Origin of the sequence: Gordonia sp. CNJ-863, assembly GCF_001942325.1 — a bacterium.
Classification (GTDB): Bacteria; Actinomycetota; Actinomycetes; order Mycobacteriales; family Mycobacteriaceae; genus Gordonia; species Gordonia alkanivorans.
Genome location: NZ_MKKG01000077.1, coordinates 144,231 through 157,339 on the forward strand (window position 1 = coordinate 144,231; position 13,109 = coordinate 157,339).

General features: G+C 66.7%; 12 protein-coding genes and 1 pseudogene. 12 read left to right on the top strand and 1 reads right to left on the bottom strand.

Annotation, left to right across the window (positions count from 1 at the left end; genetic code table 11):
* The first annotated feature begins 16 nt into the window (after positions 1 to 16).
* The 3 genes from fusA (at position 17) to BJF87_RS23365 (ending at position 4,390) form a co-directional block, all read left to right on the top strand.
* Positions 17 to 2,122: an elongation factor G gene (fusA, locus tag BJF87_RS23355; protein ID WP_006360286.1), complete on the top strand. Its 2,106-nt coding sequence runs from the start codon at positions 17 to 19 to the stop codon at positions 2,120 to 2,122.
* A 110-nt stretch (positions 2,123 to 2,232) separates the two neighbouring features.
* Positions 2,233 to 3,423: an elongation factor Tu gene (gene tuf / locus BJF87_RS23360; protein ID WP_035753504.1), complete on the top strand. Its 1,191-nt coding sequence runs from the start codon at positions 2,233 to 2,235 to the stop codon at positions 3,421 to 3,423.
* Between the two features lie 220 nt (positions 3,424 to 3,643).
* Positions 3,644 to 4,390 (top strand): alpha/beta fold hydrolase, encoded by a 747-nt coding sequence (locus BJF87_RS23365; RefSeq protein ID WP_035753618.1) that lies wholly within the window; start codon positions 3,644 to 3,646, stop codon positions 4,388 to 4,390.
* Here the strand turns inward: BJF87_RS23365 and BJF87_RS23370 are convergent.
* Positions 4,387 to 5,325, bottom strand: coding sequence for an oxygenase MpaB family protein (locus BJF87_RS23370; RefSeq protein ID WP_006360283.1), 939 nt, complete (start codon positions 5,323 to 5,325; stop codon positions 4,387 to 4,389). The two genes, BJF87_RS23365 and BJF87_RS23370, sit on opposite strands and share 4 nt — an antisense overlap.
* 100 nt (positions 5,326 to 5,425) lie before the next feature.
* Here BJF87_RS23370 and BJF87_RS23375 point away from each other — a divergent pair.
* The 9 genes and pseudogenes from BJF87_RS23375 (at position 5,426) to BJF87_RS23415 (ending at position 13,105) form a co-directional block, all read left to right on the top strand.
* Positions 5,426 to 6,411 (top strand): annotated as a pseudogene (locus BJF87_RS23375) (o-succinylbenzoate synthase).
* 93 nt (positions 6,412 to 6,504) lie between these two features.
* Positions 6,505 to 7,842, top strand: a complete 1,338-nt coding sequence (locus tag BJF87_RS23380; protein ID WP_075863995.1) for a cytochrome P450 — start codon at positions 6,505 to 6,507, stop codon at positions 7,840 to 7,842.
* A 5-nt stretch (positions 7,843 to 7,847) separates the two neighbouring features.
* Positions 7,848 to 8,495 carry a TetR/AcrR family transcriptional regulator gene (locus tag BJF87_RS23385; RefSeq protein WP_075863996.1) on the top strand — a complete coding sequence of 216 codons (648 nt, stop codon included), beginning with the start codon at positions 7,848 to 7,850 and terminating at the stop codon, positions 8,493 to 8,495.
* 75 nt (positions 8,496 to 8,570) lie between these two features.
* Positions 8,571 to 9,470 carry an SDR family oxidoreductase gene (locus BJF87_RS23390; protein ID WP_075863997.1) on the top strand — a complete coding sequence of 300 codons (900 nt, stop codon included), beginning with the start codon at positions 8,571 to 8,573 and terminating at the stop codon, positions 9,468 to 9,470.
* Between the two features lie 14 nt (positions 9,471 to 9,484).
* The gene (locus tag BJF87_RS23395) at positions 9,485 to 10,078 is read left to right on the top strand and encodes a hypothetical protein (protein WP_075864025.1); all 594 of its coding nucleotides are present in this window, start codon (positions 9,485 to 9,487) and stop codon (positions 10,076 to 10,078) included.
* A complete protein-coding gene (locus BJF87_RS23400) occupies positions 10,075 to 10,584 on the top strand; it encodes a hypothetical protein (protein WP_075863998.1) in 510 nt (169 codons plus the stop codon). Before BJF87_RS23395 ends, BJF87_RS23400 begins: the two co-directional genes overlap by 4 nt.
* Entirely contained in the window at positions 10,584 to 11,270 is a 687-nt protein-coding gene (locus BJF87_RS23405) for a hypothetical protein (protein WP_075863999.1), read from the top strand. The genes BJF87_RS23400 and BJF87_RS23405 overlap by 1 nt, the downstream gene beginning before the upstream one ends.
* Positions 11,267 to 11,830 carry a hypothetical protein gene (locus BJF87_RS23410; RefSeq protein ID WP_035753521.1) on the top strand — a complete coding sequence of 188 codons (564 nt, stop codon included), beginning with the start codon at positions 11,267 to 11,269 and terminating at the stop codon, positions 11,828 to 11,830. The genes BJF87_RS23405 and BJF87_RS23410 overlap by 4 nt, the downstream gene beginning before the upstream one ends.
* A gap of 69 nt (positions 11,831 to 11,899) precedes the next feature.
* Positions 11,900 to 13,105, top strand: coding sequence for an NAD(P)/FAD-dependent oxidoreductase (locus BJF87_RS23415; protein ID WP_035753523.1), 1,206 nt, complete (start codon positions 11,900 to 11,902; stop codon positions 13,103 to 13,105).
* Positions 13,106 to 13,109 lie beyond the last annotated feature (4 nt).

Here is a 13,109-nt window from a genome sequence, read left to right on the forward strand (position 1 = left end):
ATTGCGAGGCGAATAAGTGGCACAGGAAGTGCTCAGCGACCTGAACAAGGTTCGCAACATCGGCATCATGGCCCACATCGATGCCGGCAAGACCACCACGACCGAGCGAATCCTCTTCTACACCGGTGTGAACTACAAGATCGGTGAAACCCACGACGGTGCCTCGACCACCGACTGGATGGAGCAGGAGAAGGAGCGTGGTATCACCATCACCTCCGCGGCCGTGACCTGTTTCTGGAACAAGAACCAGATCAACATCATCGACACCCCCGGACACGTCGACTTCACCGTCGAGGTGGAGCGCAGCCTCCGCGTCCTCGACGGCGCGGTTGCGGTCTTCGACGGCAAGGAAGGCGTCGAGCCGCAGTCCGAGCAGGTGTGGCGTCAGGCCGAGAAGTACGAAGTCCCCCGTATCTGCTTCGTCAACAAGATGGACAAGCTGGGCGCGGACTTCTACTTCACCGTCCAGACCATCAAGGACCGTCTCGGCGCCAAGCCGCTGGTCCTGCAGCTCCCGATCGGTGCCGAGGACAACTTCGACGGCGTCGTCGACCTCATCGAGCAGAAGGCCATCACCTGGCGCGGCGTCGTGCCGACCGGTGCCGAGCCGACGATCGAGGAGATCCCGGCCGACCTGGTCGAGAAGGCTGCCGAGTACCGCGAGGCGCTGCTCGAGACGGTTGCCGAGTCCGACGAAGCCCTCATGGAGAAGTACTTCGGCGGCGAAGAGCTCACCGTCGAGGAGATCAAGGGAGCTATCCGCAAGCTGACCGTGAGCCGTGAGCTCTACCCGGTCATCTGTGGTTCGGCGTTCAAGAACAAGGGCGTCCAGCCCATGCTCGACGCGGTCATCGACTACCTGCCGTCCCCGCTGGACGTGCCGTCGGTCGAGGGTCACGCCGTGGGCGACGAGGAAGAGATCCTCTCGCGCAAGCCGTCCGCCGACGAGCCGTTCTCGGCTCTCGCGTTCAAGATCGCGGCTCACCCGTTCTTCGGCAAGCTGACCTTCGTGCGTGTCTACTCGGGCCACATCACCGCGGGCACCCAGGTGCTCAACGCGACCAAGGGCAAGAAAGAGCGCATCGGCAAGCTCTTCCAGATGCACGCCAACAAGGAGATGCCGGTCGAGGACGCCACCGCGGGTCACATCTACGCGATGATCGGTCTCAAGGACACCACCACCGGTGACACCCTCTGCGACTCGGCGAACCCGATCGTGCTCGAGTCCATGAGCTTCCCGGACCCGGTCATCAACGTCTCGATCGAGCCGAAGACCAAGTCCGACCAGGAGAAGCTGGGCACCGCGATCCAGAAGCTGGCCGAAGAGGACCCGACCTTCTCGGTCAAGCTCGACGAGGAGACCGGCCAGACCGTCATCGGCGGTATGGGCGAGCTCCACCTCGACATCCTGGTCGACCGCATGAAGCGCGAGTTCAAGGTCGAGGCCAACGTCGGCAAGCCGCAGGTGGCGTACCGCGAGACCATCCGCAAGACGGTCGAGAAGCACGAGTACACCCACAAGAAGCAGACCGGTGGTTCGGGTCAGTTCGCGAAGGTCATCATCAAGCTCGAGCCCCTCGTGGACGCCGAGGACGGTGCGACCTACGAATTCGACAACGCCGTCACCGGTGGTCGAGTCCCGCGCGAGTACATCCCGTCGGTGGATGCCGGCGCCCAGGACGCCATGCAGTACGGTGTCCTCGCCGGTTACCCGCTGGTCAATCTGAAGGTCACTCTGCTCGACGGTCAGTACCACGACGTCGACTCGTCGGAAATGGCCTTCAAGATCGCCGGCTCGCAGGCCCTCAAGGAAGCTGCGAAGATGGCCGGCCCGGTCATCCTGGAGCCGATCATGGCCGTCGAGGTCACGACTCCCGAGGATTACATGGGCGACGTCATCGGCGACCTGAACTCCCGCCGTGGCCAGATCCAGGCCATGGAGGAGCGCAGCGGTGCTCGTGTCGTGAAGGCACAGGTTCCGCTGTCGGAGATGTTCGGCTACATCGGAGACCTCCGGTCGAAGACCCAGGGCCGGGCAAACTACTCCATGGTGTTCGACTCGTACGCGGAAGTTCCCGCGAACGTGTCGAAGGAGATCATCGCGAAGGCAACCGGCGAGTAATCGCCTCGAGCTCGAGCAATCCGCGCTGGCCGACAAAGCGGGCGCACATCGTAAATCAGTAAATCTCCTGCTGGGATCCGCCCAGCAGCAACAGTCCAGGAGGACACAAAGTGGCGAAGGCGAAGTTCGAGCGGACCAAGCCGCACGTGAACATCGGCACCATCGGTCACGTCGACCACGGCAAGACCACCCTGACCGCGGCCATCACCAAGGTGCTTCACGACAAGTACCCGGATCTCAACAAGAGCTTTGCGTTCGATCAGATCGACAAGGCTCCTGAGGAGAAGGCCCGCGGCATCACGATCAACATCTCGCACGTCGAGTACGAGACCGAGAAGCGTCACTACGCCCACGTCGACGCCCCCGGTCACGCCGACTACATCAAGAACATGATCACCGGTGCTGCCCAGATGGACGGCGCGATCCTCGTGGTCGCCGCCACCGACGGCCCGATGCCGCAGACCCGCGAGCACGTGCTGCTGGCCCGCCAGGTCGGTGTGCCCTACATCCTGGTCGCCCTGAACAAGGCCGACATGGTCGACGACGACGAGATCATCGAGCTCGTCGAGATGGAGGTCCGCGAACTGCTGGCCGCCCAGGACTTCGACGAGGAAGCTCCCGTCGTCAAGGTCTCGGCTCTCAAGGCTCTCGAGGGTGACCCCGAGTGGGCCAAGTCGGTCGAGGAGCTCATGGCTGCCGTCGACGAGTCGATCCCGGATCCGGTTCGCGAGACCGAGAAGCCGTTCCTCATGCCCGTCGAGGACGTATTCACCATCACCGGCCGCGGCACCGTGGTCACCGGTCGTGTGGAGCGTGGCGAGGTCAACGTGAACGAGGAAGTCGAGATCGTCGGCATCCGCGAGAAGAGCACCAAGACCACCGTCACCGGTATCGAGATGTTCCACAAGCTCCTCGATTCCGCACAGGCAGGCGACAACGCCGGTCTGCTGCTCCGCGGCCTCAAGCGCGAGGACGTCGAGCGCGGTCAGGTCATCGTGAAGCCGGGCACCACGACCCCGCACACCGAGTTCGAGGGCCAGGCATACATCCTGTCCAAGGACGAGGGCGGCCGTCACACCCCGTTCTTCAACAACTACCGTCCGCAGTTCTACTTCCGTACCACGGACGTGACCGGCGTCGTGACCCTCCCCGAGGGCACCGAGATGGTCATGCCGGGCGACAACACCGAGATGAGCGTCAAGCTCATCCAGCCGGTGGCCATGGACGAGGGCCTGCGTTTCGCCATCCGCGAGGGTGGCCGCACCGTTGGTGCGGGTCGAGTCACCAAGATCACCAAGTGATCTTGTCCTGACGCACTGACTCACTGAGTCAAGGAGGCGCCCGGTCACGAAAGTGGCCGGGCGCCTTTGTCATCCCGGCACCGCCGAACCTCGATTCGACGACGCGACCTCGATCGACGTCGCATCGTCGAACTGGGGTCTGCCGGTCGTGATACGTGGGTACTGCACGAATCCCGAGTGTGACGAGGCGCGCAGGGCCGCCTTTCGTAGGCTCGAGGGCATGCGTGTGCTCAGTCGACGTGCCGAACCCGACCTGGCGGTCCGGGTGGCCGGTGAACCCGACCGTGGCGTGCCGGTGGTCCTCGTCCACGGGATGGCGTCGGATCATTCGACCTGGCGGCCGCTTGCCGCGTCGTTGCGACGGCAGGGTCGTGGTGTGGTCAGCGTCGATCTGCGCGGGCACGGCCGCAGCGGACGCCCCGACGGCCCGTACCGTCTCGACGATTTTCGTGACGACCTGGTGTACGTGCTCGACAATCTGGGGATTCACGTGGCCGACGTGGTCGGGCATTCGCTCGGAGCCCACACCGCGTTGCGGCTGGCGATGTACGAACCGTCCCGTGTGCGTCGGATGGTCCTCGAGGAGGTCCCGCCGATGCCGCGGGACGAGGCCGATCTCTCCGAGGGAATCACCATGAAAGCGACGCTCGGCGAGCAGATCCGTGGGCTCGTCGCGCTGGCGCGCAACCCCTTCCCGGTCTTCCGGTTCGACGGACGGATGGGCGACGAGATCGTCGCCGAGTTCGATGTCTGCGCACCGCAGTGGTGGTCGGAACTGCCTCGCGTCAGCGCCTCCACGATGGTCATCTCGGGCGGGGAGCGCAGCTTCCTGCCGCCCCGCCACCTGCGGACGGTCAGCGAGGCGCTGCCGGACTCACGGTTCGTCATCCTCGACGCCGGGCACAGCGTGCACCGCGACCGCCGTGCGGAGTTCATCCGGCACGTCGAGGGATTCCTGGGGCGTTAGGCCGCGGGCTTGTTGTGCAACGGGCGGGGGTCGATGCCGACCTTTTCCCACGCCTCGTACGCCCACGGGACGTAGAGGTACTTGAGTGGGAGCCTGTTGACCAGCGGGTTGATCGCACGCATGAAAGCGGCGAAGCGCTGGAAATTCTTCTCCTTCTTGTCGTTCCACTCCAGGTCGCAGACATCGCGCATCTGCTGGGGGAGTGTCCCCACGATGACCGTGCGGATGAACGCATTGAGCGGAGCCGACAGGACGTTCCACACCGGGGCCGGGATCTTCTTGGGTCGGGGCAGTCCCTGGCGGATGTAACCGGTCGCGTAGACGATCGTCTTGTGGGGGACGAAACGGTTGAGCATGTCCTCCCAGTAGGCGACGAACTCCTCGTACGTCTGGGGCTGGCCGCGGTCGCTGACACCGTAGAGCTGGTACCAGACCTTGCTTTCTTCGAAGATCTGGACCTTCTCGGCATAGGTGAGGCGACGGATGAACGTGTCGGTGATGTAGAGAACCTGGTCGACGAAGGTTGCGTGGGCCCAGTAGAACAGCTCCGGGTTCAGCGCGTGGTAGCGCGAACCGTCGCTGATGGTGCCCTTGATGTCGCGATGGAAGTCGCGCACCGTGCGGCCCCATTTCTCGGGTTCGGTGCTATACACGGTCTTCATCACCGGCGGTCCGGTGCGCTTGGCGCGGCCGAGGAAGTCGCTGAAGATCACCGAGTGGTCGAGGACGGCCTGCCCGAGCTGCTCGATGCAGTTCTCGGTGCCGGCCAGGCGCTGAAAGCCGAGGATGCCCCGCGAGTCGCCGTAGAACTTCCACACGAGTGAGTCGGCTCCGAGCCGAGGCCGCACGATCTCGCCGGCGGTGTCCGGGGTGTCGTCGACGATCATCGGTTCCGCCTCGCGGATACCGGCATCGAATCCCTGGTTGACTGACATGAGAGCGAGGGTAGCGGACTTGGAACAAAGTGAAAAGGTTGTTCCATCGAATTCACACAACCCTCGTTCAAGGTTGACGCCAGCGACTCAGGAGGAAGCGATGCCCGGCGGCATGAGGGGCGAGTGGGAGCTCCCGGACGTGGAGGACCTGCTCGCGACGGCCGTGGTGGTCCGCCTCCCCATGCGGACCAGGTTCCGTGGCTGACCTTCCGCGAGACGATGGTCTTCGCCGGGCCGGCGGGGTGGGGCGAGTTCGGCCCCTTCGTCGAGTACGAGGACGCCGAGGCCTCCGCGTGGCTGCGCGCCGGTATCGAGGCCGCCTATCTCGGTCCGCCACCCGCGGTCCGGGACACCGTGCCGGTCAACGCGACCGTGCCCGCCATCCCGGCCGACGAGGTGCCCGACCTGCTGAAGCGATATCCGGGCGCGGGGACCGCGAAGGTGAAGGTCGCAGAACCGGGTCAGACGCTCGACGACGACGTCGCGCGGGTCGCGGCGACACGTGAGCTGATCGGGAGGGTGCGGGTCGACGCCAACGGCGGCTGGTCGGTGGACGAGGCGATCACCGCCCTACGTGCGATCGGCGACGTCGAGTACGCCGAACAGCCCTGCCGCACGGTCGAGGAGCTCGCGCAGGTGCGGCGTGCGGTCGAGGTCCCGATCGCCGCCGACGAATCCATCCGCAAGGCCGACGACCCATTGCGCGTGGTCGCCGCGGATGCCGCCGATGTCGCCGTGGTGAAGGTGGCGCCCCTCGGGGGGATGCGTGCCACGCTCGAACTGGCCGACACCCTGGGTCTCGACGTGGTGGTGTCGAGTGCGCTCGACAGCGCAGTCGGCATGGCGGCCGGGGTCGCCGCGGCGGCGGCGCTGCCTCGGCTCGACCTCGCCTGCGGACTCGGCACGGGCTCGCTGTTCACCGCCGACGTCGCACCGTCGTTCCTGATGCGTGACGGTGTCGTCGAACCGCGCTGGTTCGGTCCCGATGCCGACGTCGACGCCGTTGCGCATGCCGCCCCGGAGGGCCGCAGACAGTGGTGGCGGGATCGGCTGCGGCGGTGTCATCGCCTGCTCGTCGAGGAGTGAGTTAGGAACGCTTTTACCGAATCGTCTCAACATGGTCTAGTATGCGATGTGGATCACATTCCGTAGGGCTCTCTGTTCGGAAGGAGACGGTCGATGGCATCGGTACTGGCGACCCCGCCGGCGGGTAGCGACCTGCAGGCCATCCCGTGCTCCGGCCGCAACAGCTCCCTCGAGATCATGTCGATGCGGCGTGACCCGTTCGGCTTCGCCGACCGTCGCCGGGCGCAGTTCGGCAACGTGTCCGGGCTGAACGCCTTCGGTGTGCAGATGGTCATGACCGGAAACCCGCGGGCCGCCCAGGAACTCCTGATGAACAAGGACCGGGCCTTCGCCAACGGTCCGGCGTGGAGCTATTTCATCGGTCCCTTCTTCAACCGCGGCGTCATGCTCCTCGACTTCGACGAGCACCGTCATCACCGGCAGATACTGCAGCAGGCGTTCGGCACCACCGCGCTCAAGGGTTACCTGCAGGAGATGCAGCCGATGATCGCCGAGCGCGTCGCGGAGTTCCCGGTCGGTTCGGTGAAGCTGTTCGACCAGTTCAAGGCACTCACCCTCGACCTCGCGCTCGAGGTCTTCCTCGGGTTGAACCTGCCCCGGGACGAGGCCGACCGGATCAACAAGGCATTCATCGACACCGTCCGCGCAGGCGTTGCCTACGTGCGCAAACCCCTGCCCGGTGGACGCTGGTGGAAGGGCCTGCGTTCACGCAAGGTCCTCGAGGAGTTCTTCTACGCCAACATCGCGGCCAAGCGCGCGCGGGAGACGCCGGATCTCTTCTCGGTCCTGTGCCACGCGGAAACCGATGAGGGGCACAGCTTCGCCGACGAGGACGTGGTCAACCACATGATCTTCGTGCTCATGGCCGCGCACGACACCTCGACCATCACGATGACCCAGATGGCCTACAACATGGCCAAGCATCCCGAGTGGCAGGACCGCGCCCGCGCCGAGTCCCTCGAACTCGGACCGGAACTCGGCTACGACGCTCTCGCCGGCATGACGGCCCTGGATCTGGTGATGAAGGAGTCGCTCCGACTGTGCCCGCCGGTCCCGGCGCAGCCCCGTATGGCGGTCAAGGACACCTCGATCGAGGGCTTCTACGTCCCCGAGGGCACCATCGTCACCACGTCATCCCTGTCCAGTCATCGGGATCCCGAGTTCTTCACCAACCCTGACATGTTCGACCCGGAGAGGTTCGGTCCCGAACGCGCCGAGGACAAGTCCCACCGCTTCGCCTGGATGCCATTTGGTGGTGGCGTTCACAAATGTATCGGCCTGTATTTTGGCCAGATGGAGATCAAGACGATCATGCACCACCTGCTCCGCGGGTACGAGTGGTCGGTTCCGGCCGACTACGTCCTGCCCATGGACTACAGCGCGCTGCCCGTGCCCAAGGACAGGCTCCCCGTGACCCTCCGGCGTCGGTGAGTCGCGTGTCGGACAATCTCGTGAAGGACACCGTGAACAGCGCTGCAAAGGGGAAGGGCGTTCGCTCGTCCAACCGCAAGGTGCGCAACACCGCCAGCCCGGCCGACCAGGAGGCCGCGATCCTCGCCGCCGCGGGCTCGGAGTTCGCCGAGGTCGGGGTGCGGCGCGCCAACATCGACGAGGTCGCGGCCCGTGCGGGCGTCAGCCGCAGCACGCTCTACCGCCGCTTCCCCAACAAGGAGGCCCTCCTTTACGCCGTCGCCAACGACGCCTACGAGCGGGGCATGAAGAAACTCGAGGAATCGGTCAAGGGGATGGGCCCCAAGGATGCCCTGGTCGAGGCCTTCGCGGTGGGCGCCGAGCTGGTCAAGTCCGATCCGTCGCTGAGCCGGATCGTCCTCACCGACTCCGAGATCAAGAGCGTCACCGCGAAGATGACGTCGCTGTTCATCGACATGGTCACCGATCGGGTCGCCGCCACCCTGCGCGACGAGGGTGCGCAGATGCCGGTGGAGGACCTGCTCGAGGCCGTCGAGATCCATGTGCGACTGGTGATCTCGCTCCTGGAGACCCCGCCGTCGGACCCTGCCCGTACCGATCCGCAACAGGCCCGTGCGTTCGCCACGAAGTTCCTCGCCCCGATGATCTGGTGACCCACGCCTGACTCTCGGGCCCGTGACGCCGTCACTCGCTTTCGATTCAACCAACAACCACCCGAGGGGGAACCAATGAGCCTGCGCGACAAGCTGTCCCGGACGCCCGATCACGACACCATCCGAACGGCGCTGAAAGGCAAGGTCGTCGTCATCACCGGTGGTGCACGCGGAATCGGCTTCGAGACCGCGACGCAACTGTTCCAGGCGGGCGCGAGGGTTGCCATCGGTGACGTCGACGGCGAGGCGGTGGGCAAGGCCGCCGCCGACCTCGGCATCGAGGGCATCGAGGTCGACGTCACCAAGCGCGAATCCTTCGACGCGTTTCTCTCCGAGGTCGAGTCCCGGCTCGGACCGATCGACGTCCTGGTGAACAACGCCGGCATCATGCCGGTCGGTCCGTTCCTCTCCTACGACGACACGATCATCCGACGCACCTACGACATCGACGTCCTCGGCGTCATCATCGGCTGCCAGGAAGCGGCCCGCCGGATGGCCCCGCGTCGCACCGGCCACATCGTCAACATTGCGTCGACGGCCGGCCGCATCCCGACCCCGGGTCTGACCATCTACAACGGCGCAAAGGCCGCGGTGATCGAGTTCTCCGAGGCACTCGGCGCGGAGCTGGAGCCGGAGGGCGTCACCGTCAGCGCCGTCCTCCCGACCTTCACCCGCACCGCCCTGATCTCCGGTCTGCAAACCAACAGGTTCATCCAGACCGTCGCGCCCGAGGAGGTCGCGGCGATCGTGGTCGAGACCATCGCCCGCCCGGTGACCCGGGTCTACGCCCCGCGATCGATGCGATGGGCCGACTCCAGTCCGCTGTTCCCGCAGGCGATGAAGCGGTTCACCCGGAAGCTCACCAAGCTGGACTCGATCTTCCTGCGCCCCGACCAGGAGGCGCGCGCCGCCTACTCGAGCCGTATCCGCGGGGAGAAGATCGAGAACAAGCCGAACACGCGCCTGTCGTCGTAGAGGAGAGCGTGGCGTTGAGGGAAGGGGCGCGGCCGGGCGCCGCAGAGATCGCCGCGGAGCGCAGTGCTCGGCGTCAACTGGGCGAGGCGCTCGAAGAGTTGCACGCGCGCGAGGTCGACGCCGGCCTTCGCCGGCCGGTGCCGCGGCGCCGGTGGATTCTGGCGATGCTGGTGGCGTTCGTCGCCGTCGTCCTCGCCGGCGTCGCGGTGGTGGCGTGGTCCGGCGCTCGGAATGCCCCGACCGACGACGACTTCGAGCGCGCGGCGGCCGACCGTGTCGCCGTGCTGATCGCGCCGGACCATCGCGATCCGAGTCGCGCGCGCAAGATCCTCGCCGGTGCCACCGGCACCTTCTATGACGAGTTCGCCCAATCCGCCGACAGTTACAGCGCTTTCGTGCAGGCCAACGGATCGGTGTCGGAATCCTCGGTCGACGGCACCGGGGTCTCCGCGCGGGACGGTGACAGTGCCACTGTTCTCGTCGCAGCGACCGTCGTTTTCGACGCCGGTGAGACCGGGGAAGGGCAGGCACGCCGGTTCCGGCTTCGTGTGCTCGTGACCCCGGACGACGGTGCGCTGAAACTCGGGGCGGTGCAATACCTTCCATGACCTCATCCGGATACATCTCGGTGCGCGCCGGAGCTCTCCGAATGCTGGTGGCAGCGCTGGTTCTGGCCGCGGCGCTCGTCGCGGTGGGATTCGCGTGGCGTGCACACGCTGCGGGAGATGCGCTCCAGCAGAGCCGCGAACAACTCCGCGAACGCGCGGGCACGATCGTCGCCGACGTCTTCTCGGTGGATTCCACGCGGTGGCAACAGGATCGGTCGCGGGCTCGTGCGCTCGTCGCCCGCGACTTCCTCGACAGTTACGGCGCACAGCTCTCCCGGCCGCCGGAGCAGGGGACGGCCGCGGTCGTGTGGCGGCCGGAGGTCGTCAGCGTGGTCGACGCCGACGCCACCGAGGGGCAGGCGCTCCTCCGGGTGGCGGTGACGGTACGGTCCGACGCTCCCGCCCGGTCCGAAGCCGCCGCGACGACGGTCCGCCGATCGGTGCTGGCCCGCTTCGTCCGTGCCGACGACGCGTGGCTCCTCGCCGCTGCCGATGTGATCGGGTGATGGCGGTGACCGATGCTGCGAGAACCGAGTCTGTGACGACCGGCACGGCGACCACGGCCCGTGTGCAACTCGCGCGGGATCGGGTCGACGAGGCGCGAAGGGAAGCACGCACGACCAGGATCGCCGCAGCACCCGCGCTGCGGGCGCGTGCCGTGCGACGGACACGCCTGCTACGGACAGCCCTCATCGCCTCGGCGGGCGCCCTCGCGATCCTGGTGATCGCGGGTGCTGTCCTGGGATGGCAGATCCGCGGACAGCGGGCCGAGGTCGATCATCAAGCCGAGGTGCTGGATTCGGCGCGGGCGGGGGTCACGGCCATGCTCACCGCCGACCCGGCCGATGCGGACGGCTTCGTCGACGGCGTGCTCGCCGTGAGCACCGGCGCGCAGCGCGACCGCATCGACAGCGCGCGTGAAGCACTGGTCGCCGAGGTGCGCACGCAGACCGGACGCAGTGTCGGACAGGTGGTCTCGGCCGGGCTGGTGACCGACCCGACGTCGGACGACGCCGGCACCACCGTGGATGTGCTCGTCGTCGCGGACGCCACCAACCCGCTGCTGCTCGGTTCCGGAGGAACGGATGGGCAGGCCGCGGCCGTCGACACGACCGCCGAACGGATCACCGCGCTGATCACCATGGAACGCACCGGTGACGGCTGGAAGATCGCGGGGGCACGTCAGCCGTGAGCGACCTCCTGGAACCGCGCCCCACTCGCCGCCAACGCCACCGTCTCGCCGTCCTGGCCGCCGTCACGGTGACTGCACTCGTCGTCGCACTGATCGCCTGGATCGGGGTGCTGCGATCGGACCCGGGGCCCGCAGAGGACGAGCGCGCCGCCATCCTGTCCGCGGCGGGCGGGGCGGTCGCCGCACTCATGACCTTCGGGCCGGACGACCCACCCGACCAGCGTCGCCGAACCGACGCATTGCTCGCCGATCCATTGCGACTCGAGTACCGCAATCGTGGTGTCGACGTGGTGGTCCCGGGAGCGCGGGCCGCCTCGGTGTGGATGGTCGGACGCGTCGTCGGAGCCGGTCTGAACGACAGCATCACCGAACGGGCGAGGGTCCTCGTGTTCGTCGACCAGACGGTCTCGGTCCGAGACGACGGAAAATCTACGGGGTTTAGGGAACCGGCCGACGCGGGGGACGAGACGACCCCTATCGCGAGGTGGGCACTTATGCGTAAGGTCGACGGGAATTGGCTGTTGTCCGACCTGCAACCGGTCGGAGACGTAACCCGTTGAGGCGAGTCGCCGGGATGTCATCGGGCATCCCGGGCGGGACGGTGTCCGCGGGGTGAGAGGGGACGGAAGATGAGTGGATCAGTCGCGGGCGTCGTGATCGTCGGGGCGGGCCTGGGCGGGATCAGGATCGCGGAGAACCTGCGCAACAACGGGTTCACCGATCCGATCACCCTGGTGGGGGCCGAAGACCATCCGCCCTATGATCGTCCGCCTCTGTCGAAGTCGGTACTCCTGGGCAAGGACGATCGCGTCGACCTCAAACCGGCGGAGTTCTACGGCGAATCCGACATCACCCTGCGTCTGGGCTCCGCGGTGACCTCGGTGTCGCCGGCGGAGAAGACCATCACCCTGGCGTCCGGGGACACACTCGCCTACGACACTCTGGTGCTGGCCACCGGTCTTGATCCCCGTCCGTTCCCGGGTCTCGCCGACGCCGTCGCCGGCGTACACATGATCCGCACCTACGACGACGCGGTCGCTCTGCGCGAGGAGATCGATTCCGCCTCGACCGCCGTGGTCATCGGCGCCGGCTTCATCGGCTGCGAAGTGGCCGCGAGCCTCACCTCGCGCGGGTTGAGCGTCAGCCTCGTCGAACCCGCCCCCACCCCGCTGGCGGTGGCGCTCGGCGAGGAGATCGGCATGCTGGTGTCCCGGCTCCACACCGACAACGGCGTGGACCTGCGCACCGGGGTCGGCGTGGCCGAGATCGTCGTCGCCGACGATGCCGGCGGACCGAGGGTCACCGCGGTCAAACTCGCCGACGGCACCGAACTCCCGGCTGATCTCGTGGTCGTCGGCATCGGTTCCACGCCCGTCACGGGTTACCTCGAGGGCTCCGGGATCGAACTCGCGCCGCGTGAGGTGGGCGGTGGAATCGCCTGCGATGCAACCGGACACACCAGTGTCGACGATGTCTACGCGCTCGGCGACGTCGCCAACTGGCGTGACGACGACGGCACCCCGCATCGCGTCGAGCACTGGAATCACACGGTCGAACAGGCGTCGGTCGTCGCCCACCAGATCGCTGGTGGTGACGCGGTGACCGCGGCGGTCTCGTACTTCTGGAGCGACCAGTTCGATGTGAAGATCCAGGTTCTCGGCGCCCCTCGGGCCGACGACACCGTCCACGTCGTCGACGACGACGGCAAGAAGTTCGTGGCCTACTACAGCAGGGACGGCATCCTCACCGCGGTCGTCGGCGCCGGCAAGGTCGGTGCGGTGATGAAGACCCGGCCGAAGCTGCTGACGCCGACACCCATCGCCGACCTGCTGTAGCACC